Annotated in this window: 22 protein-coding genes and 2 CRISPR repeat arrays; of the genes, 10 read left to right on the top strand and 12 right to left on the bottom strand. The window is 41.2% G+C overall.

The genetic code is table 11. The features are described 5' to 3' along the window. The first annotated feature begins 11 nt into the window (after nt 1–11). A CRISPR array of direct repeats spans nt 12–416; the repeat unit is 37 nt; unit sequence GTTTCAATCCCGCGAACGGGTTTCATTTATTTGAAAG. Nucleotides 417–620: 204 nt separating this feature from the next. From cas2 to cas3, 8 genes are all read right to left on the bottom strand, one after another. Continuing rightward, nucleotides 621–914, bottom strand: a complete 294-nt coding sequence (gene cas2, locus H6G26_RS29725) for a CRISPR-associated endonuclease Cas2 (protein WP_190733932.1) — start codon at nt 912–914, stop codon at nt 621–623. Then, nucleotides 911–1,888 (bottom strand): type I-D CRISPR-associated endonuclease Cas1d, encoded by a 978-nt coding sequence (cas1d, locus tag H6G26_RS29730; RefSeq protein ID WP_190733934.1) that lies wholly within the window; start codon nt 1,886–1,888, stop codon nt 911–913. Before cas1d ends, cas2 begins: the two co-directional genes overlap by 4 nt. A gap of 3 nt (nt 1,889–1,891) precedes the next feature. Next, nucleotides 1,892–2,476, bottom strand: coding sequence for a CRISPR-associated protein Cas4 (gene cas4 / locus H6G26_RS29735; protein ID WP_190733936.1), 585 nt, complete (start codon nt 2,474–2,476; stop codon nt 1,892–1,894). A 23-nt stretch (nt 2,477–2,499) separates the two neighbouring features. After that, a complete protein-coding gene (gene cas6 / locus H6G26_RS29740; protein WP_190733938.1) occupies nt 2,500–3,378 on the bottom strand; it encodes a CRISPR system precrRNA processing endoribonuclease RAMP protein Cas6 in 879 nt (292 codons plus the stop codon). Continuing rightward, nucleotides 3,347–4,156 carry a type I-D CRISPR-associated protein Cas5/Csc1 gene (cas5d, locus tag H6G26_RS29745; protein ID WP_190733940.1) on the bottom strand — a complete coding sequence of 270 codons (810 nt, stop codon included), beginning with the start codon at nt 4,154–4,156 and terminating at the stop codon, nt 3,347–3,349. The genes cas6 and cas5d overlap by 32 nt, the downstream gene beginning before the upstream one ends. 72 nt (nt 4,157–4,228) lie before the next feature. Continuing rightward, entirely contained in the window at nt 4,229–5,230 is a 1,002-nt protein-coding gene (gene cas7d, locus H6G26_RS29750; protein WP_190733942.1) for a type I-D CRISPR-associated protein Cas7/Csc2, read from the bottom strand. 51 nt (nt 5,231–5,281) lie between these two features. Continuing rightward, nucleotides 5,282–8,227, bottom strand: coding sequence for a type I-D CRISPR-associated protein Cas10d/Csc3 (gene cas10d / locus H6G26_RS29755; protein ID WP_190733944.1), 2,946 nt, complete (start codon nt 8,225–8,227; stop codon nt 5,282–5,284). Between the two features lie 50 nt (nt 8,228–8,277). Then, a complete protein-coding gene (gene cas3, locus H6G26_RS29760; protein WP_347242522.1) occupies nt 8,278–10,332 on the bottom strand; it encodes a type I-D CRISPR-associated helicase Cas3' in 2,055 nt (684 codons plus the stop codon). 215 nt (nt 10,333–10,547) lie between these two features. On the opposite strand from cas3, the gene H6G26_RS29765 reads away from it, so the two are divergent. Beyond that, entirely contained in the window at nt 10,548–11,564 is a 1,017-nt protein-coding gene (locus H6G26_RS29765; protein WP_190733946.1) for a WYL domain-containing protein, read from the top strand. 363 nt (nt 11,565–11,927) lie between these two features. Further along, a CRISPR array of direct repeats spans nt 11,928–12,322; the repeat unit is 37 nt; unit sequence GTTTCATATTAATGATTTCCGCTTGCGGAATTGAAAC. A 48-nt stretch (nt 12,323–12,370) separates the two neighbouring features. Here H6G26_RS29765 and H6G26_RS29770 read toward each other — a convergent pair. The 4 genes from H6G26_RS29770 to H6G26_RS29785 all read right to left on the bottom strand — a co-directional run bounded on the left by H6G26_RS29770 (nt 12,371) and on the right by H6G26_RS29785 (nt 16,355). After that, nucleotides 12,371–13,570 (bottom strand): hypothetical protein, encoded by a 1,200-nt coding sequence (locus H6G26_RS29770; protein ID WP_190733948.1) that lies wholly within the window; start codon nt 13,568–13,570, stop codon nt 12,371–12,373. Between the two features lie 106 nt (nt 13,571–13,676). Next, nucleotides 13,677–15,275, bottom strand: coding sequence for a hypothetical protein (locus tag H6G26_RS29775; RefSeq protein WP_190733950.1), 1,599 nt, complete (start codon nt 15,273–15,275; stop codon nt 13,677–13,679). A gap of 179 nt (nt 15,276–15,454) precedes the next feature. Then, nucleotides 15,455–15,823, bottom strand: coding sequence for a helix-turn-helix transcriptional regulator (locus H6G26_RS29780; protein ID WP_190733953.1), 369 nt, complete (start codon nt 15,821–15,823; stop codon nt 15,455–15,457). Between the two features lie 136 nt (nt 15,824–15,959). After that, nucleotides 15,960–16,355, bottom strand: coding sequence for a hypothetical protein (locus H6G26_RS29785; RefSeq protein WP_206757567.1), 396 nt, complete (start codon nt 16,353–16,355; stop codon nt 15,960–15,962). A gap of 13 nt (nt 16,356–16,368) precedes the next feature. Here H6G26_RS29785 and H6G26_RS29790 point away from each other — a divergent pair, with 13 nt between their 5' ends. The 9 genes from H6G26_RS29790 to H6G26_RS29830 form a co-directional block, all read left to right on the top strand. Further along, nucleotides 16,369–16,935, top strand: a complete 567-nt coding sequence (locus H6G26_RS29790) for a hypothetical protein (protein WP_190733957.1) — start codon at nt 16,369–16,371, stop codon at nt 16,933–16,935. Between the two features lie 277 nt (nt 16,936–17,212). Beyond that, nucleotides 17,213–17,632: a hypothetical protein gene (locus H6G26_RS29795; RefSeq protein ID WP_190733959.1), complete on the top strand. Its 420-nt coding sequence runs from the start codon at nt 17,213–17,215 to the stop codon at nt 17,630–17,632. Between the two features lie 90 nt (nt 17,633–17,722). After that, a complete protein-coding gene (locus tag H6G26_RS29800) occupies nt 17,723–17,938 on the top strand; it encodes a hypothetical protein (RefSeq protein WP_190733960.1) in 216 nt (71 codons plus the stop codon). Next, the gene (locus H6G26_RS29805; RefSeq protein WP_190733962.1) at nt 17,935–18,162 is read left to right on the top strand and encodes a hypothetical protein; all 228 of its coding nucleotides are present in this window, start codon (nt 17,935–17,937) and stop codon (nt 18,160–18,162) included. The genes H6G26_RS29800 and H6G26_RS29805 overlap by 4 nt, the downstream gene beginning before the upstream one ends. A 29-nt stretch (nt 18,163–18,191) precedes the next feature. After that, a complete protein-coding gene (locus tag H6G26_RS29810; RefSeq protein WP_190733964.1) occupies nt 18,192–18,452 on the top strand; it encodes a hypothetical protein in 261 nt (86 codons plus the stop codon). A gap of 15 nt (nt 18,453–18,467) precedes the next feature. Next, nucleotides 18,468–19,241, top strand: a complete 774-nt coding sequence (locus tag H6G26_RS29815; RefSeq protein WP_190733966.1) for an ERF family protein — start codon at nt 18,468–18,470, stop codon at nt 19,239–19,241. A 236-nt stretch (nt 19,242–19,477) separates the two neighbouring features. Next, entirely contained in the window at nt 19,478–19,801 is a 324-nt protein-coding gene (locus H6G26_RS29820; RefSeq protein ID WP_190733968.1) for a hypothetical protein, read from the top strand. Nucleotides 19,802–19,882: 81 nt separating this feature from the next. Then, complete coding sequence (locus H6G26_RS29825) at nt 19,883–20,032, top strand: hypothetical protein (protein ID WP_242053959.1); 150 nt, start codon at nt 19,883–19,885, stop codon at nt 20,030–20,032. 128 nt (nt 20,033–20,160) lie between these two features. After that, nucleotides 20,161–20,526 (top strand): hypothetical protein (locus H6G26_RS29830; protein ID WP_190733970.1); only part of this gene is annotated, 366 nt, incomplete at its 3' end.

Genomic DNA, 20,526 nt, shown 5'->3' on the forward strand with positions numbered 1-20,526 from the left:
ACTACATTGACGTTTCAATCCCGCGAACGGGTTTCATTTATTTGAAAGCTTGCAAACTTTGTGTATGGCGACAAGTTACTTCAAACGTTTCAATCCCGCGAACGGGTTTCATTTATTTGAAAGTGATACTCTTACAAGTGCCAGCCGCGTTTATGGATTGTTTCAATCCCGCGAACGGGTTTCATTTATTTGAAAGTCAGAGTGCGGGTTGTTCATTGATAACCAATGCTTAAGTTTCAATCCCGCGAACGGGTTTCATTTATTTGAAAGTGATTTTTGTCTATGTCCCAAATTGCCTTGCCAATAGTTTCAATCCCGCGAACGGGTTTCATTTATTTGAAAGCCCTGGTTGCTAATCCATCGAGAATCGAGAATATCGGTTTCAATCCCGCGAACGGGTTTCATTTATTTGAAAGTCCGCCAGCCAGAAGCTAATTACAGACGCATTCCCAACACTGTTTTTGGCAGGGCTACTTTAAAAGTCCGTTTCCGGCATTTATGACGAGGCTCTATATTGGTACTTAAAGTGTTGAAACTATTGAATTGTCAAGGTTCGGGCGATTTGGCGGGAGGTGGGGGGTTTTCGCCCGTGCTTTGCCCTGCCAAAAATCTTACTAGCATCATAATATGATCGTCTCCTCCTGTCGAGGTTGCTCAGAGCCGTAAGTAATAGTTTTACGTACTGCTCCAGCATCCAAAACATAAATACGCACTGAGTCTTCAGTGGGTTTAATCAAGCTTTCAACTTGCACCTTCAATTTAGCAAACTGCACAGCATTTAAAAAACATTCGAACACACTGTACTGCGTCCAAGTTCCATAGCCAGAGAGCATTTTATGGAGTTTTGTTCGTCGCTTATTCGCCTTTTTATTATCAGGCAAATCATAAATTATAAGGTAGAACAGAGTAGTCATCGTAGAGTTAGAGCTTTATAAGGAACGCCCTCCTGTAAATGTCGGCTCAATAAACGTGCTTGTAATTCGATTGCGCGACGATAACTGCAACGGTAGCCAAAAGAAGGATGCTTGAACTCATCGTTCATTTTTCGTTCCCATGCCTGTAAAAATTGTTTACGTCCAGATTCGGAAAGCCGATATGCACCCAAATTATCAGTGAAATCGTTGGGTTTGATTTCTTTATGAGTGATAACCGAAAGGATTAAATTATCTGCAACTAATGGGCGAAACTCTTCCATTAAATCTAGAACCATAGCAGGTTGCCCTCTAGTTGCTTCATGTAGATAACCAATGTAAGGATCTAAACCTGCTATATGTACCGCAGCTGTTACCTGGACTTGCAGAAGTCCATAAGCAAACCCCAATAATGCATTTACTGCATCTGTAGGAGGACGGCGATTTCTGCCGTTGAACGACCATTCATCTTCAAGCATCGCTGACCAAGCAGCAAAATATTCTCGTGCAGCTAACCCTTCAACACCACGCACTTCATCAAGGGTTGTTTGCTCTTTAACTAGCTGTTTGCGAGACTTCAACGGATTGTCTTTTTGATCGTGGCGGTACAAAACAGTATGTTGATTATGGATTTTACCAATAACAATAGTTTTAACAATCTCCAGACGATGGGCTTCGTTGCAATAAGCAGCATACTGGGACAGGCGCAACTGACCGTTACGGGAGTATCCAGGAAGCGCCGAACCTAAATATTTACCAAAACAAGAAAGGTAATGAACAGGCATTCCTAACTCTAAAGCATAGACTAAAGCATCACCAGTAATCTGGGGGTTCCCCATCAATACAACTTGTTCGACAGTTTGAGCAGGAACCGATTTTTTCTCCCAGCCGCCATCTTCTTGTTTTAAGGCGACTTTAAAAGCTTCAGCAACTTTACTCAGAACAGCATCAGGTTGAGTTACGTAAAGAACAGACATCTTTTAAACCTCAAAGTGTAATTTTTTGATTTCTTTCGGCAAACAAATTTTTTTTAAGCTGCAATCCTGACACTTCTTAGGGTGGTCAATGGGTAGTGGCATCTTCCTTCCTATTGCTCCCCGTGCTGCTGAGATTGCTTGTTCTGTAGCTTCTCGGAGTGTAGATGTAAAATCCACTCTTTCGCGGCGACGGTTGGCATAGTAGAAAATTTCTCCATAGGGAATAAAACCTCCCGTCCGCTCTTCTAAACACAAAGCCGCACCACACAGTTGAAAATGATCGCTCTTGTGATTCGCCATGCGTCCCTTTTTAAACTCCAAAGGGATTAACTCATTATCTTTTTCTTCTACTGCATCGATAATGCCATTAATCAAAAGGCGATCGCTCCACACCCACTGGTGTCGATAAATTACTTTATCACCTTCAACTTTCTTGCCTTCATCATCAACATTGCGATGTAGATGACGGCCAATAATAATGTGTTCGTTATCTGCGTTTTCTCCTAGTTCATATTCTAGGAAGAAACGACGGGGGCAATATTCCCAAGCGTTTAGATAAGCTAAGGGAAGATAATATTGTTCGTTCATGGTTTGTTAGAAGATACAAATTTTTAACTACGAACCGATAAAGACTTATGGGTTTTAAGCTTTTTCGGTTTGGATGGCTTTTGTAGCGCACTTATCCCCGAAGCAAGTTGTGTCTGTCCCATTCCCATAGCAGTTTTACGGCCTACACCAGCGAAGAAGGCAAAATTTGCCAAAACAGTTGCAATTCGAGCCGTCTCAGGGCTATTAAATCTGTAGCGAACCCAACCCTGCGCCCCAATTTCCGTACCTCCTTCCATTTTGAGTGCATAGGTTTTGAGGTCGTAAGCTGTAACTAAAGCATTCCAATCACAAGTCGGGAGATGATATTGTTCTGGTGCAAAAATATTCCACCGCCGATGCAGTGAGTTAAATACCAATTCGGGTAATGGAAAGGTCTGTACACCTTGATTTTGCTTGAAGCTAGTAGGAGAGAGAAAATGCATTTCAATATCCGTCAAAACTTGCATTGGGTGTGACAGTAATGCATAATCAGCCGCACCTGCTAATTGATGTGTTCCCGGCAGCGCGTACATATTACGCAGTACAAATGGAAAATCAGCCAACACTAAAGATTGGGTTTCTGACTGTTCAAACCCACGCATCAAAGGCTCAACTAAACTTCCATCCAATAAACAAATCCGAAAATAAAAATAATCTCCTACACGTACCCCACCCTGACGGCGGTTTCCCAATAAACCCGAAATAGCCAATGGTGAATTTTGACTAGCATGGATAGTTTCGGCAACAGATGGGTTTGCAGCAGCGAACCATTTAAGTACTAGTGCGTGCAATCCACGAGATAAAGTAGGTGGTATGTTTCCCATATCCGCAGCTGCAAGTTCGATAACGATTGAATGTAATGTAGAACATTTATGCAGTTGCAACGAGATTTCCTGCTCCATAAAATAATCCTGATGGTAAATAAATTTCATCTGGAACTTGTTGATATTGTTCTGCGGTTAGTATGGATTTAAAAGCCTGCCAGTCATTTTTTTTAGCTTCATCGCTTTTCTTACCTACTAAATACTCACCGCGTAACTGTGCTTGGCTTACCAAACTTACAGGAGGCATTACAATCCGGTTATAGAGTAATATCCGAGTATTAATTGGCAAATCTAAAGGGTTTAAAGGATGCAAACAGGTGTAATCGCCAGATTTAGATTGCATGAGCTTATCTGGAATTCTTACCGTTTCTACTCTGATTTTCGATGCCCACTTTCCTAAACGTATCCAACGCGGTATTTTGAGAGTTTCTGGAGCAATAATATAAGTACGATATTGGCTCCCGACAGCTAATTCTTTAGCTCTACCGTAATTAATTGGGTAATTTTTATCTGCACCTTTATCCCCGAACTGTTTTGACTTTCCGTAATAGCCAACTTGAGCAGCTTTAAAGGTATTAATTTGATATGACCAATTGATAGGTTGAGCAGGAAATACATAAATACCCACTTGATTTAGATGAAGAAGATTTTGTTCAGCATTTGCATCTAAATATGTTGGTTTTTGTGCTAGCTCTCCTTGTAACCTATATGGCTGGGGAATATACTGAATTGCAAAAAGTGCAAAACTTAGTGCCCAATTATGTAAATATTTCTCAGTCTCATAGAGAATCCCCATTTCTCGTGTAGCGAAAAAAACATTATCGTGTAGTGTTAAGGTGCAATGATACAAAGCCATAGCAAAATCCTGTGATTGCATTGAAAATGTAGGTTAAGGTGAGTTATCCACCCTAACAATCAGAAATAGCGATTAATCCCTCTTACCTTTCTTTTTCAACGCCCCAAAGGACTCTGCATAAGCTTTAGTTTGTCCGTAGAGTGCATTCATAGTTTCTACTAAATGAGCTTCATTTTGATACAGTGTCCCTACTTCATTGAGCAGTTCTTCTAATTCCGAACCAAAAATCAGCTTTGTTTTGCGTACAGGCTCATCATTTAGTAAATTATTTGCCACTTCTTGTACCTGCTGTAAAACATCGCTAATAGGGGTATCTACATCACCTTTTAAAGCATCGTAAAGTGCTTGGGTATAATACAAGTTGCTAAAGATTTCACCATCGCAGAATACAATCCCTGCGATATAGTTTTTTATTGTTCCCGTGCGTGATTCTTGTGCGCCGTAACGTTTAGTACGTAGCAAATTACCCAGAACATAAACAAAGCCTTCGTAAGTAGGGTCGCGCAGAGTTTCAACTGTCGGGAATGTGACTTCTGGAATAACATGGTCTAATTCATTGATACTGCTACGCATTTCTCCTGCTTCACTCATTGTTCCGCCTTCAAAAGGAGCGTTAAAAGTAAAGCTGCGGTGTGACTGTTCGTAAGAACTTAGAGAAAAAGCCGAGTCTGAGTATACTTTAGAACGTTCTGACCCGCTATCGCCGATAGCAAATCCGTAGATGATGCAGTCAGGACATTTCTTGCATGATTTCTCGCCATTGTATTCACAGTATTTATCTTTATTAGCTTCGTCTGCACTGGTAAGATTCAAACCGCGAAGTAATTCGCGCCCAGCAAGCCGTTCAGGTGTTGTCTGTTTACGCTTAAACATCACCAAACGGCTGATTTGTTTTTTGCTTTCATCTGTGGTTCCTATACCAGCTTGCGTGCGTGCAGTATTGAGAATTCCATCAGTTTGAAAAACTGGGAATGATTGACTCTGACGCAATAGGATGAAATGGACATACTTACCAGATGCCAAACGGGGGAATGCAGATTGGAATTCGGGTTTTAAAGTTGTGAGAATGCTCATGATTTTGCTCTTGATAATTTTGATTGAAATGTGGCTAAGGAAATAAAACAATTAGGATGATTTTGCAGATTTCTCCTGCAAAGCTAACCAACGGTAGGCAAATTCTGCGCCTGATTTGATGCGATTGCGGTTTTCTTGTAGCAAAGCACGATCACCTTTACAGTAACCTTGCTTATTTTGTTCATTGCCCAAAATTTCTTCGACACAGAATTCCATAAAATCTTGAATTACATATAGCTCTTGGGATTTGTTATTTCGTAAGATACGTCTTGAAATTTCTTTCCCCTTGAGTCGTTCCAAAGCATCTCTAATTTGTCCACAACCAATCTTAATTAAAGTATCTTTATCCGTATTAACAGGACTACTGAGCATAACGTCTAAGGCAATGCTAATTGGACGTAAAATAGAATGACTTGATTCGTTAAAATAAACATTACCTAAATCATCTTCTCCAACACGATAAAATTTGCGGTATTTTTGAGCTATTTCTTCTATGAAATTCATTAAATACTTTCCTCCCTCGTTAATTTCATTTTTATCATCTACCCATAATTGGGCATATAGCCAATAACGTTTAACTTCTTCTTGGCTGGGTATACGTTTATCACGTCGCAATCCTTCTTCAGCTAAAGCAAAAATATTGAGGACATTTGTTGTCACTTCTCGGACTGTTTTAATCAAATCTCGCCATTTGGCATCTGGTGGAGAGCTACGAGTATCTAAATGTAGGCTGTAGGCAATTAAAAGCCGCTGCATTGCATTTTCAAAATCTTGAATTCGCAATGAATTAGATAAGCCAAGTAAGTTCCAAAATGATGCAGGTGCATCAAGAATTACAGACTCTTTAAAATCAGTATCACCGTTATATAGGGGAACTGAACTACAGGTAGCTACTACTTTGACTCCCAACAATATAGGAAGTGTCAATGCCAGAAAAGCTGGTTGTACCCACGCATCAGTCAGGGTTTTACCTCTTGTTGTGGTGTAACTCATTGCCATAAAAGGCAAGTCTTCTTTATTGTATTTATCTTTTTTAAATCGCCCTAATTGCGCTTCATCAGTTAACCAAGAAACTGATTGCAAAGCACTAAGACTCATCTTTTTTTCTAGCCATTGCTTACGGACATCCCACAAATTTATCAGCTTCATAGAATTGACTAACAATTTAATTGCAGCAGCCGTTTGTGGAGAATAGACATACGCAGGAAAAATATATAAAAATACTGGCTGTTGTTCTTCTAGCTTTCCGGGTGGTACTGACCAAAAAGCTTGCCGCAATAGCATTTCCAAAGCCCATATTTTGGAAATACCACGTTTAATTTGTCTCCCACCAAGAGCATTCTTATTACTATATTGCTGCGGCTTAAATAAAACCACTGAATCCATTTGATCTTCGGATGCAAATTCACCAGAACTTAAAGAACAAATAGGCTGTTTAGCTGCTTTACTTTTAGTATCAACATAAGCTGTAAATTCCACATTAAGAAATAGATAATTGCTCTCCCAACCTTTAACTTCCAAATATTGTGTTAAATAAGCATAAAAAATATCACGAATAGGGCTAGAGCGGGACGGAAATAAATTATGTTCAATCGCCCATTTTGCTAAATCTTCAGCCCATATTTGAAGGCGTTCTAAAATATCTTCTGGTTTGAAGGTATCGTGATTAGCAACATAATATGCTGCTGCATGATACCAACCATAGTTAACTCCTCCTGATTGCAATTGGGTTTGTTCAGCAGATATTTTGTCTTGAACTTCTAATTTATTTAGTATCCAATTGATATATTCGTTACAATCACCAAAAAATTCTTTCTGAGTTAAAAAAATAAATTCGGCAATCCTATCTGCACGGATATCTGCACCTTTTTTAAGAAATTCTTGTTCCGTTTCAGTTAAAGACAGTTTTTCTAGTCGTTTAGGGGTAGCAGGGTCTTTAATATTTGCTACCTTGACCTCAATTACTCGTGGTAGTTTTGGAATGAGTTCATCTGGAGAAAATAATTCTAAAGTTTGGGGTGCTACTTTTAATCCCTTACCATCCCGTTTAAAGCCAATATCTCCACCCAACATTTTACTTCCTAAAACTCCACTGATTTGGCTCCAAATAAATTCTTGAAGTTCATTAATATCTGGAGTATTATTATCTACTGGAGAAAGGTAAATTACACCTTGAGCAAAAAATAGAATTGGCTCCCAGTTTAGTTGTTTTGCAAAGTTAATTGTAGCGTTATGAATACCATTACTCAGAATACCGATAGTATCTCGCAAGCGATGATAAACCAATTTTTTATTAATATTTAAATACCGTAGTTGTTCTCGCAGCCTCTGTCCTCCGGTTTGAGTATCAATATCTGCTGGGTCACTGAAATGTACAGCAATATCCCCAAAAGCCAGTAGACGACGCAGAGGAATTTCTAAGCGGCGGCGGTCTTTAATTTTAGGAACTGGCCAGTTAGCTGGGTAAATATTTGTTCCGACTTTGTTTTGGGTATTTTGTGCTAAGTAAGAAATTTCTGGTAAATAATCTTGCCATTCTGACCAAAATAATTGAAATTTAAGTTTTTCTCCTAACTCACAGCAAAGATTAATAATCTCTTCAACTTGCCAGTTATTTGGTGTTTCTTCTTCTTGCCCGTTACAATATTTGTTGTAGTCGTGCAGAGTTAATCCCAAGCAAAGTAAATATTTTTCAATCTCTGATAATGGTTGAGGTAAATATTTACTAATATTCCAAGCTGTTAGTAAACCATTGAAAACATGAACCAATAAATTCTGGTCAGCACGGTTTGACCATCTTTGTGCTTTTTCTTGAGCATAGCGATCGCCAAGTTGAGATAATACTTGGTAATGTGCTTCATAAGAACCGCCCAAGGCTGAAATCGGAGCAAATTCTTGTTCTAGAGAGGGTAACAGCTTTTCGATATACAGCAGCAAAATAGGGTCTGTATCTTCTGGTATGGTTTCGAGGAGTAGGGTTTGGAGAAGGCTTGACATAATAGAATAAAAAGAATTTATTTTGAAACGTAAAGTACGCTGAGGTTGGTTTAGAAGATTGAGGATTCAAAGCGTGTATCTGTAAATTTTTTTAAGTGCCACTTTAATGCTTCGAGAAGTAAAGCATCCTGATTAAATGCACAAGCATAAGCTTCTTTGCTGGCATCAACTAAACGATATAAACCAAATAAAGGGCTGAGATTAAGAGTACGGCTAACTTCCCAATGGCTACTTAATTTATTTTTGTTGACTGGTACTAAAAATGTCAGTAATTTCTTTTGCCGTAAACAAGTAATCACATCTGATTGAGGATGTCCAATTAAGTTTAATTTATCGATTAAACATAGTTCACCAACTTGTAATTCACTGCTCTGACGATTGCATTGCAAGCTAAGATTATCAATAGGCTTGTCTACCGATTGCTGAATGTGAAGATAAACATTGATAAAATCATCGGGAAATTCTTCTTCACCTCGTCCTGAGTTATTAGCTGCATTTAAAAATGTTTCGCGGTCAATGATTTCTACTCGTGCATAAGGTAATAGTCGTAGTAGGTCATAAGTGTAAAAATTATTGCTATCCCAAACAGCAGCTTGCAGCGTTGAACCGCCTCTGAAGCTTAAAAGTTGTTTTTGAGTAGCTTTTTCTACATCAGTTTTCTGCTTTTTATACCAGTAGCCTCGTGCTGATTCGATACTTTGGGAATATACGCGCTGTAGATCTCCACTCATGTGATCGCGCACAGATTGACTCACTTTTGCATTCTCCTGAGTCATCCGCCAAAACATTCCCTGTGCTTGCAATGCACCCCAACGATGACGGTATTTTTCAAACTCTTTAGGTGGGTCAAAGGCATCAGTGATCGCCACAGCTAAATTCTCCCGTGTCACTGTTTGATTAGGACTAAGCTTTTTTTGCAGCCGGGACATCACCCACGGAGTATGACCTGGAATCAAAATATATGCTGTGTAGGCATTAAAACCGCGATGTCTACCTAAACGTCCTAAACGTTGCGTCATGGTTGCAGAGTCACTACTCTCAAAAATTAGTAGGTGAATTTTAAAATCAACACCAACATCAACAGCAGACGTACCCACAACCAACACTGGCTGTTTGGCATCTTTCAATTCGCTTTGCACTTGTAATCTCTGCTCACGGTCGATGCGTCCGCTAATTTCTCGAACTTTAACCTCTGGTAATAAGTCATTTAGTAAACGCGTTATCTGGCCAGCCTTCGCCACTGAGTTAACAATAATTAATCCCCTTGCTTTTGACTCCGCATTGAAGATTTTTCGGATGGTGGGAATCATCTCCTTTAACCATGTCTGCGTATCTGAATCTTTTGGCAATTCTACAAATTCTAATTCCACAGCTTGCAAAATTTGTCTAAACCCAATCTTTTCTTCATTGGTATAAACTCCCTCAACCGCAGCAACTTTAAAACCTGCTTTGCGTAATTGTTCGATAAAATCAGGTTTTGGCGTTGCTGAAGTAAATAAAAACCGTCTGGGTCGAGATTGATTTTCTTGGCTACGACGAATAAAAACCAAACTATTTAAAGCAGCAGTTTCTTGATGGCTACCAAAAATAGGAAATTCATCAAATACCCACAAGTCAGGCCATTCTGCCAAGACCAACGGTAACAAATCCTTACCATAAGCTGGGTCATGATATTGATAGTGGGTAATGTAGTGAAAAATATCGGGATTGGTCAGTAACACTGGCTTTTGTTGAATAGCCAGTAACAGTTCTTGAAACTTGTTGCTTTTTGTTGCTTGCTTAACCCGTCTGCTTAATTCCGCACCATACAATCGGTCTACTCGTTGAGAAGCATCTAAGCCAAACAACTCATTGTAGTGATTTTGTTGTTCGGCTTGGTCTTCTACCAGTTCAATTGTGGGGTACAGTCCCATAATCCGAAAGTCAGGATTAATTAGTCCTGGTAAATTTGCACTCAGAGATTTACCATCACCAGTTGCAGATTGATTACAAATAATATCTGCATCTCCATGTATAATTTCTTCATAAGTCTTCGCTTGGTGTGAGGATAAAGGACAAACACACCCATCCGGTGGTTGGAGCTTGGGAGCCTTTTGAGCAACAATACATTAATACATTTAGAGGTACACCCAAGTGGACAGTTATCAACTCCTGGGTTGAGTTGAGAGTAAAGAGGTTGTAAAAAAAGCTTCATGGACTTATCTGTATTTCCATTACACTAAGTCTAATACCAGTTTTGAAAAACTTGTTATCATTTTTTGACTACAATTAAAATTTAGGTCATACTACTACTGTCAAGAATTAGAAAATATCCTGAGCTATGCCGTCCAAAAGGGATGGAAGCTATAACCAGTTTGCCTTTGCTCTAGAAATCCTTAAACTTCTAGCCGAAAAACCACGACGACGTGAAGAATTAGCAGATTTACTCTCTATCTTTCTCGAACAGCGTGGCAAATCTACAGATGATGCTGATGTTAAGCAAAAACTTACTCGCACAATTCGCAAACTTAGAGACTGCGGTATCGAAATTGCTAGCGGAACTCACAGCCCTTACAAACTAGTTGAGTCAAATTTCCCTATTGTTCTCTCTACCGAACAACGAGAAGCCCTTGCAACAACTGCCTATTTCCTGGCTGATATGGGCTTTTCGGCACAGGCTAGTCAAATTCAACGCATTGGCAACCTGACGGAATCAGACATTCCCTCATTTATTAAAGTCAATTTTAGTCCTCCCGTTGATTATAGCGATCGCAATTTAGATGGGATCGTCCGTCAACTCCAAGAACGCTTTGTGCAGCAATGCCGTTATACTATCCGCTATCAGAGCAAACCAGGAGCAGAAGGACAAATTAAGGATATCGACCGTTCAGAACTGCGATTGCATGATGGTCTTCTCTACTTATTCGCTTTTATCCCCGACTGGCGTTCTTGGCGGTTTGACTATTGGCATAACATTGACCAAAACCATATCTTCCGACTTGATAGAATTCTCAGTGTGGGTGCTGCATCTGATACTCCTTGGGTATCCTGTGACTTTCCTACATTGAAAGTACGTTATCGCACAAGCGGGCAATTGGCTAACTATAAGCCTCGGCGTAAAGACGAAATAGTTATCTACAGCGACCCGGAAGGAAAATTTCGTGAGATTGAAGCGACTATAGATTACTGGTTTTGGTTTCGGCAACGCATTTTAAAATATGGGGCAAATGCTAAAATTATTAGCCCCCAAACATTGGCTGATGAAATAAAGAAAGAGTACAAGAAGATATGGGAACAATATTCCCTAGAAGAAAACAGTGAAAAATCAACTGATTCAAGAACAGATTCAAAAATATGATATTAATGATAAAGATACCTCAAGAGGTAGCCCAACGGTAAGCGAAAGTCATGGCTCTTGCCACAGACAAGCGAAAACTGTAACTTATAATTTTTATATTTGAAAATCACTAATCCTGTTTTTCAGAAAGTCTGTACCTTGAAAATTAAAAATCTAGTATATTTTCAAAACTTTTTGGCAGGGCGAAGCACGGGCAAAAACCCCCTACTCCCGCCAAAACTCTGTAGCCCATACCCTGAAACGAATGTACTTTGTTAACCTCAATTGATTTTCACTTTCATTGGTGGCTGAAACGAGATTTTCTAGCTCCCATGCCAAAAATGCTTGTGGAAAGCAAGATTATCAAGGGTTACATATTTCGGGGTTTCATATTAATGATTTCCGCTTGCGGAATTGAAACATGTGCCGTACACCAGAACCAATAAAATTTTTAGCTGTTTCATATTAATGATTTCCGCTTGCGGAATTGAAACGATGAATAAAAAAGTAGAGGATGCCCCCTCTGCGTTTCATATTAATGATTTCCGCTTGCGGAATTGAAACGCTCAATAGAGTTTTCCAATGGCAGTGAACCAGGTTTCATATTAATGATTTCCGCTTGCGGAATTGAAACTCCGGTAGACACCCCAAGAAATATCATTAGGAAAGGTTTCATATTAATGATTTCCGCTTGCGGAATTGAAACGCAGAGCATTAGCTAGGGCTGCGCGTTGCTTAAGTTGTTTCATATTAATGATTTCCGCTTGCGGAATTGGAACTTTACAATATTTATTTTTCATAGCATTCATTCTTAACATGAGCGCTCGTTACTCCTCCCGCTCAACCAGCACCCCATCAACAATCGTAATCCCCCACTGTGGAAACTTCACCAGTAATTTCTTGATCATTATCACAAGTGCCGGATCATCATTCCAACATTCCTTCAGAAAACCAAAGCCCGGATTCTGCCCCGAATTCGCCGCCACTTTGAGTTTCTGCATACGCTCCGGTCGCACATTTGACCTTGCTACAATCGCCTCATGCGACCATTTTTCAGGAATTAGCACGGGCGGCACGGAACTTTCATCTTCATCAACTGCTTTGACTTCTACACCTAAAACTAAATTTTCAACTAACAACGAAGTGGGATTACCTGCTTCTACTTGCGCCTGTGTTTCATGAGCGATCGCTTTCTTAGAAGAAAATTCATTTTGAGCAACGGGCGCGGCGGAACAAGTACCTTCATGAAAGTCTTTTTGCTCAACGCCACAATCCTGCTTTTCAGCTAACAACAAAGCAGACTGACTCGGTGCAGCTTCCACGAGCGCCAGTGATGTACAGTCCGTTACCGCAGGTAACTCTTCCTCCAACTCTTCCACGCTTTGAACAGACTGAGGCGACGCGACCCCCAAGGGAGCGATCGCCGCCTCACAAGAGTGCGAAATTTCGGTAAGCGTGTCAGAGATACACCTCACAATCTCTTTTGAAGAGATTGTGAGGTGTTCCTGAACAGTTCGTGAGGGTTCCTGGAAGCCCTGCTCTGACTGGTCTTTACCTAAAATAGATGCTTGATTTAAAGCACGCATTTCTTCACAGCCAGCATCTATCTCTGAATTCCCAGCATTTGATTCTCGTTTTTCAGAATTTGGTTCTTGTTTTTCAGCATTAGCTTTCTCCCAAAATTCCTTCATCCGGCTACCATGCAAATTCTGCACCATCCACTTCACTGTTTCCCGTCCGTCCTGAATCGACTTGTCGGGCTTGAAAATGAATAGTCCACTATCGGAGAGAATTTTCTTTGCACAGATAAAAGTACTGTACCCTAAAGCAGAGGTCAAAGGCATCCACCGGGAACCATAAGGGTCAGCCGTCCAGCATTCTTGCCACAATTGCGTAACTGAGGGCTTTTGGTGGGAAGCCCACAACATATCTTCTATGGGGATGATTACGTGAAGCCTTTTATATGGTGACTGTGGTTTAGTGGCAGCAGCCTTTTTGGGCTTGGGTCTGGTAATAGTTGCAGTCATTTTACAATCTCCTGTTTATATTGACGCACGGAAATTTCCCCCACTGTGATTGCGGGGCTTGGTACTTATATTTATTTGTCTAAAGAATCACCGATACACTGAAAACCTATTGAGGCTGCCAGAATCGCAATTCGTCTCGGAAATACCTATCAGTCTTTTTTGATTGCTCCTTCCAGTGATCCCAAGCCACTATCACCTCATCTCCTAATTCTTCTACTACCTCACCCCTTTCCACATACAAAGTGCGGTATGGATCAGCGTGGGCAACGATAGAGCCGATGCCAATAGTGTCTGGTTGAGAGGATGCGTTCTGGAGTGCGGTAATTAAATCAGTCTCCTGGGTGGTCAATTCCGCCAAATAATCTGATTTAATCACCTCATACTCTTGCGCCACTGCCCGATAGTCCTGCCACGTACACCCAGGCTTTGCAAGTACCTGCCGAATATCACTAACCGCTTGGGGCAACATTTCCAATTGCTCGGCTCGATATGCGATCGCAGTTGGTGTAGGTTCGCTTCCCAAGATTATCGCCGCAGCTTCAAGCGCTTGGGTGTTGTTCATCGCTTCGCTTAGGTTTTTCAACGCCATACCCATCAGCCGCAGACATTCTTGGGCATTCTCTTTGGGTGGTTCCTGAGCTAGCGATCGCAGATCAATAGTTTTCTCTAACGCCTGTTTCACCTGCTTGTTCAACGCTTTGGTAGCTTGCTGGGTCATGGTATTTCCCCATTCTTGAGAAGGGCGTTGTTCAACAGCGTTTTCTAATTCTTGGATACGTTGTTGGAGTTGTTGATTTTCAATTTCCAGTTTTCTTAACCCTTCCATCTCATCCAACCGTTGCTGTAACTGGATGTTTTGCTCTTTCTGCTGCCTGTACAGGTTTTGCAGAGATTGGATTTGTTCTTTTACTTGGGCTTCGGCTTTAGCCCCTGCTTCTGCTTGCAAACCAATTCTCAATTCCTGAGAAAGTCTCTCTAGTTCCTGTTTATGCTGTTCTTCGAGTGCTGCGATCGCTTCAGAATATTCTTTTGGGTAAGTCCGCCCACTCGATTCGGACACAATTGCGTCATTTAAACCAGTCAAATCAGCATTGTTTACTAGCAGCCTCTCACAGTCGCTGAAGGTGACAATCTGCTGATAGTTATTCGGAGCCGAAGCCTCAATCACTCCCGATTCGCCATATCTGGGATGTGAAAGGGAAGAAACAGTGACAGAATTACACAATTGCGTTTTGACTTTTTCTTGTTTTGTGCTACTGGTTCTAGTGGGTGACGTATTTTTTGGAACGACCTTCTGTACTGCTTTGGCGAAGTCTGCGGCAGTGGGGAAGGGTTTTTCTTGGACTGCGATTGCAACAGCTTGCTCTAACTTGTCAGGGGTTTTAATCAGCCGGAGTAAGGGGCGAGTTTGAGAGGGTTTAGTAATCTTTTCCCTGAGTTCCTCTGGCAGGGTATCAACTACTTTCTTTGCAGACAGCAAATCTCTGACCCGGCGATATCCTCCGTGTTTGGTCAACTCGCTTTCGCAATAAGCTTCAAAGCTCTTGTGTCCACCATCTTGGTAATAGCCTTTGTCTCGCATCAGCCGCAGTTCATCTATTGCTTGCCACTCGAATCTGTCGATGGCAGTGAAGGTTTCCTGAATGCTGGCGTTGACAACACTGTAGTCCAGCGTCGTTGTTTGTTCGGGTTCTAGTGTCAGCATTTTTCTTGCCCACTATGGTAAATGCTTGAAAATTGAGGTGTTGCAGTTTAACCAAAGTGAAGCTTGCAGCTGATTTTGGGGGTTTTTCCAAAAATGTGTCAGCATTATAGTTAGCTCACTTTGTCGTTAACGGATTGAGCAGGCGATCGCATAGCTTTGGTCGGCGGCGGTCGCTTTTACTAGGCAGCAGTTGATAACGAAGTATTTTCTATTTCAGTTTTAGAAGCTGTTATACGAGATTTTTTTTGCTGGGTTGGTGCTTTGGCTCCTTTGATTTCATAATTCTCGTCAACAACTGGGTTTGGCCCTCTGGCATAGCTAATTAAGTCAGAGGGGGTAATCTCTCTCTCCAAGTCTTGTGCCAGTCTATTTAAACATTCACAAAGATTGTTTAAAATCTCACCATCCAACCGTGGCATAGTTCTAGCGTTTCGTAAATTCGATACGGAGTTAGCACTAACCCCCATTTCTGCGGCAAGGTCACGGGCTTTAATGTTATGCCTTGCCATTACTTCTTTTAACTTCCACTTAATCAAGGCTTGATTCATAATTCTACACCTTAAGCTTACTTCTATCCTTACCTTACCACAAATATTCACGCTTTAAACTGGATAAATCAAGAAATAAGCTTTATAAATCCAGTTTTAACCTTGACAAATCTAGTTTCAGATTTTATATTATTAATCATAAGGGGAAAGCAAAAGTGAACTGCGTACCCCCAAGAGTTAAAAGAGTTTCCATATCTGAACTTTGACAGCAATCCAGAGTGACCGCTTGAGGAGCAACCGAGGCACTGGCATCACCAGAGAAGGCGAGGGGTACACAGCCGGGAAATGGAATTGCACTGAATAAATAATTAACAAAAGACGTTAGACGATTAGCTTTTGACGTTGTTAAAGCTGTATACGTCCCCTGATGCTGTCCGTCTGCTGTCTTGAGAATGCTCTTAGCAACTAGCTGTAGAATGGCTACGCCAAATCTTTTTGAGAGCGTTGTGCTAAACCACAACGTTGTTTGCACACATAACAAAGGCGATCGCCCTCGTCTGGTAAACAAAGCGATCGCCTTTTCCCCTATCACGGAGATTTCCATTATGAACTATGCAATACATACACAGCAAGCAATTCCCACTTCTTCTCGTGACGAACAAGCCACAGCCCAAGCGGAACTATACACCCACATCGAAACCCAAGCCGAAGCTGTAGCCCCAACCCAAGACCCCCTGAATGCTCGTGACCGTCGCATCATTGGCGAGATTATCGAAGTCCAACCCGAATCAGTGCGTACTATCTGGATTGAAGGCGGAATCACAGTATGGGTGCAGTTAGTCGGTGGCGGACGGCTTCCCTTCGATAGAGACTGGTTCGCTACGAGAGTGGCGCAGGTAAAAGCGACTCTACCAGAAACACCACGGGAACGGAACGAACGATTGAGCAATGAATTGGAGGAAGCTTGCACTGTTTTTGGTCTGTACCACGGTGAGATTAACTGGTTATCTTTTAGCACCAAACTCTACCAAGACGGGCGTTTTGTCGGCTTCGTCGGGTGCAATAAAGAAGAGTGGTACGCAAGACCAAGACAGTACGGGGTGAATCGGGTTGCTGGCAGTGCAAAAGATGTGATTGCGTCGTTGGGAGTCCGAACGGCAGTCGCGGCTTAGTTGCTGAAGTGAGAAAGGCGATTGCACACCAAAAGAATTGCAATCGCCAACGAGGTTAATCTCGAATAAATATAATCATGACACAAAGTACAGCAAGTAACACTGCACTTCAAGTAGGTGACTATCAACGAAAAATTCTCCTACCCGCAACAAATACAAATGCAGAGGTTTAAGAAATTTTTAGTCTGACAAGTGAGAAAGGGCGGTTACTTCTCCAAGAGAAATGCAATCGCCTTACAACAGGATTTATGACAATTCAAATCATGGCACACGAAATATGATTAGCCCACTTTCTCTTCAACAGACTCAGTTGGAAGAGTTTCTTGACAAGATACTGTTACCTCCATCTGACCCCAACGCAGAAGTCATGGAAATCTCTGTCTACATACTGGTTTACGTTGGCGGAGCTTGCCCCAGGAATTATCGAGTGTACAAAGCTGATTCAATGATTGGGGTGATATTTCAGCATATCACCCACTGGTCTAACGGTGTGGATTCTCTTCGATACGCCGAGTCGGTTGATGCAGCAGTCGGACTAGACGACTTCATGAAGGTGGCAAGGGTATCAAGAACGGCTATAGAACAACCACCTACAGAAGAAGAGTTACTTGATAAAGAATTTGATGCGCTGACAAATGACGAATGGGAACGGCTGAAAAGGTACGTTCCACAAGCGAAAGATTTAGTTGCAGCGTAAGAAACAGGTGGGGAAGAAGGCACACCTATGTAGGAAGGAACAAACTTAAATTTTATCCAAATAGAACAACACAACTCATCGGATAAATCAATGGAACCGATAGAAATACTAAACCAGTTCAACTCGTGCTACCTGAAGATTCAGACGATTGCCCAAAACGAAAATTGGCTCTTGTTGATTGCTGATAAAAGAATTGACCCAGAGGCAGCAACTCATTTGGGCGATACATTGCATTACTTGGGTGAGGCAATGGGTTGTGTAGAAGAAATCGTTGAAGTCAAGTTTAATCAGGAAACAGAATTATGAAATTCTATGCAACCAGTATTCCTCAAGCTTTGCCAAGTTGGGCAACCCTTATATCAAACAAAGCAGGTTTGATTGAGGTGGAAATCAATGATAAAGACCCTGGTTTTCACTCAATTATAGAGGAATTATCTGCTGAGATTGAACCACTAATTGTTGGTGTAAAAGCTAGCGATTTATGTAAAAGACTCAGCATTGAGATGGTTGATACTAGCGAAGAAAGTTGACAACTAATATATACCAAACCCGACATTTTATGAAATTTACCACTGTATCTGTTAACTACTCTAGAAAATTCAATCTTGGCAATTTTGAATCACTCGATTTAGGTTGCTCTCTATGGGCGCAAGTGGAAGATGGGGAAGACGCGGATGGAATAACCCAATTCCTCTATCAACAAGCCAAAGCTTCAGTAAAACAAGCGGCAATGCCTGTGCTAAAAGCCTCAGAGTTTCAAATTACTAAGGCCAAATCTAGCAAAAAAGTGTCTGGTGATGTCAATGAAAGTGATTGGTAAAAGAGAAGCAGGACAATGCAAGAACTAATCAAAGCTTTAATAAAGGCAAAGTCAGAGTTTAACCCCATTCAAAAAGACGGCACTAATCCTCACTACAAACGCAAATATGCAACACTAGATGCTGTCTTAGATGCTGTCACTCCCGGACTCAGTAAACATGGATTAGTAATAATTCAAACCACCGAAATCTTTGAAGGTAAAACCGTGCTACGAACTCATATTTTTCATGAATCCGGAGAGAGTATCACCAGCACCTATCCCTTACCTGAAATTAGTGATTCTCAGAAATTGGGTGCAGCCTTAACCTACGCACGTCGTTATGCTGTCTGTGCAATTTTATCAGTCACAGCAGATGAAGATGATGATGCTGAAAGCAGTGCTACTCCTAAAAAGACTGAACAATCGCACAATAATATTAGACCTCGCAAAGAGAATCAACAGTACAGGATTCAGCCAACAAAACAAGCTGTAACTCCGCCATCAATTAACCCAAAAGATTTGCGAGTCAAAGAAGTTCGCACACTTTTAAATTATCCGTTGGATTTGGTAAAAGTTTGGCTGCATTCTCGAAATGTTACGAGTCCTAATGAGCTTGATTCTCTTCAGATTGATGAATTAGTAAAGACTATGTGTTTGGCTTGGGCAGGGAATAAATTTGGGCATCCGAACCATGCTGCTAGCTCTTATCAGAAACATATAGTTGATGCTGTAGCACGAGGAGTAGATGAAACAACAGCAATTAGCGACTGGATGGAAGGAGCGCTTGCACAATTACCTGAATTGAATTGAAGGAATTACATATTCTCATAACACCAATAGGAAAACATCATGCCGAAAAAATCCACTCATCCCACCCCTGCTGACAATTCCTCACTATGCATACAATACCTTCGTCGTTGCGGGGGTAGCGCTCGATTGTGTCATATTAACTTCAGTCTGTCAGTTATTCAAACCTTGGTCAATAAAAAAAAGGTAAAGATTAGCAATACTGGTGCAGGGTTTTTTATTGAATTGGAGGATTCCAAATGACTAATCACAAACAAGTTGTTTACCAATCTCAATTAGACCACAAGAGTAAAATGATTCTTCGCCGCCGTATTAGGAGAAGATTCAACCCCAGGATTTTCATCGACCGCACCATAGAAACAACTGCAATTGTATCCCTACTTTTTACCGGATTTGCGGGAGTAGGAGCAACAGGCTGCTGGGGAATGGAGATTGCTACAAGTTCTCAACATTGGCAGCATCAGAAAAAGACCTGCTTGGGTGCAATGTTGGTCAGTTTTTCCGCCTTCTTAGGGACTTCTTTAGTCGGAGCAAGCCTCAGTATCCAACGAGATAAATTTTAGGGAGGGAAACAACGATGGAAATCAAGTTAACTACATCAGAGATTCGGACTATCTTACAAGGATGTCAATATACATTGCGGCTTGTGGGGAGCAGTAAGGATTATCGCAGGCTTCAATCGTCCTCCTTCCTTTTCTACATCGAATGATGTGGTGTTAAATGATGCGTTCAATGTTTTAGAAGAAATATTGGATGCAATTGATGAGGTTGAACAAGCCACTCAACAGTTTTAAAGTATTTACACACATTTTCTGTTGCATACGAGCATTTAGGTTTAGTGGGTTAAGTTTGAGAGATGATTAGTTAGGGCTGAATAATATCGTTATGCGCCAATACGGTTCTGTCAAAGGAGAGTTTTAATATGTTTTGGAGAAATTTTATCAGTATCTGCACTTTGAGTTGTGCCTTTTCCAATATTGCCTCCGCAAATTCGATTGACAGTATTTATACAGATATTTCATCTAATCGTTGCAAAACCATCGAAGTTGATAAGGAAACAAGCAGTTCTGTGCGGAAATGTGCAGGAGTGGCGGACTATAGTCTGCTGGTTCAAGATGCAGATGCTCGAGAGTCCGTAACCGTGCTGACACCAGATGGGCAGCAGCATTCGCTCAAATATTCACAGATTATCACTTCAGCTTTCTCTACCTTGGGGGAGAAAGCTGAATGGCGAGTAGAGAACAGAGGAGGAAAGGTGCTGCCCATCGCTTTAATCGTGCGGGTGTAT

This window comes from Nostoc sp. FACHB-888 (assembly GCF_014696655.1).
In the GTDB taxonomy this organism is placed as follows: Bacteria; Cyanobacteriota; Cyanobacteriia; order Cyanobacteriales; family Nostocaceae; genus Nostoc.

Bases quoted from the DNA above. Each gene is read 5' to 3' on its own strand.
- H6G26_RS29780 (WP_190733953.1), bottom strand. From the start codon at position 15,823: ATGAATCAAGCCTTGATTAAGTGGAAGTTAAAAGAAGTAATGGCAAGG.
- cas10d (WP_190733944.1), bottom strand. From the start codon at position 8,227: ATGTCAAGCCTTCTCCAAACCCTACTCCTCGAAACCATACCAGAAGAT.
- H6G26_RS29815 (WP_190733966.1), top strand. From the start codon at position 18,468: ATGCAAGAACTAATCAAAGCTTTAATAAAGGCAAAGTCAGAGTTTAAC.
- H6G26_RS29805 (WP_190733962.1), top strand. From the start codon at position 17,935: ATGAAATTCTATGCAACCAGTATTCCTCAAGCTTTGCCAAGTTGGGCA.
- H6G26_RS29795 (WP_190733959.1), top strand. From the start codon at position 17,213: ATGATTAGCCCACTTTCTCTTCAACAGACTCAGTTGGAAGAGTTTCTT.
- H6G26_RS29765 (WP_190733946.1), top strand. From the start codon at position 10,548: ATGCCGTCCAAAAGGGATGGAAGCTATAACCAGTTTGCCTTTGCTCTA.
- H6G26_RS29790 (WP_190733957.1), top strand. From the start codon at position 16,369: ATGAACTATGCAATACATACACAGCAAGCAATTCCCACTTCTTCTCGT.
- H6G26_RS29820 (WP_190733968.1), top strand. From the start codon at position 19,478: ATGACTAATCACAAACAAGTTGTTTACCAATCTCAATTAGACCACAAG.
- cas7d (WP_190733942.1), bottom strand. From the start codon at position 5,230: ATGAGCATTCTCACAACTTTAAAACCCGAATTCCAATCTGCATTCCCC.
- cas1d (WP_190733934.1), bottom strand. From the start codon at position 1,888: ATGTCTGTTCTTTACGTAACTCAACCTGATGCTGTTCTGAGTAAAGTT.
- H6G26_RS29810 (WP_190733964.1), top strand. From the start codon at position 18,192: ATGAAATTTACCACTGTATCTGTTAACTACTCTAGAAAATTCAATCTT.
- H6G26_RS29800 (WP_190733960.1), top strand. From the start codon at position 17,723: ATGGAACCGATAGAAATACTAAACCAGTTCAACTCGTGCTACCTGAAG.
- cas6 (WP_190733938.1), bottom strand. From the start codon at position 3,378: ATGGAGCAGGAAATCTCGTTGCAACTGCATAAATGTTCTACATTACAT.
- cas2 (WP_190733932.1), bottom strand. From the start codon at position 914: ATGACTACTCTGTTCTACCTTATAATTTATGATTTGCCTGATAATAAA.
- cas5d (WP_190733940.1), bottom strand. From the start codon at position 4,156: ATGGCTTTGTATCATTGCACCTTAACACTACACGATAATGTTTTTTTC.
- H6G26_RS29775 (WP_190733950.1), bottom strand. From the start codon at position 15,275: ATGCTGACACTAGAACCCGAACAAACAACGACGCTGGACTACAGTGTT.
- H6G26_RS29770 (WP_190733948.1), bottom strand. From the start codon at position 13,570: ATGACTGCAACTATTACCAGACCCAAGCCCAAAAAGGCTGCTGCCACT.
- cas4 (WP_190733936.1), bottom strand. From the start codon at position 2,476: ATGAACGAACAATATTATCTTCCCTTAGCTTATCTAAACGCTTGGGAA.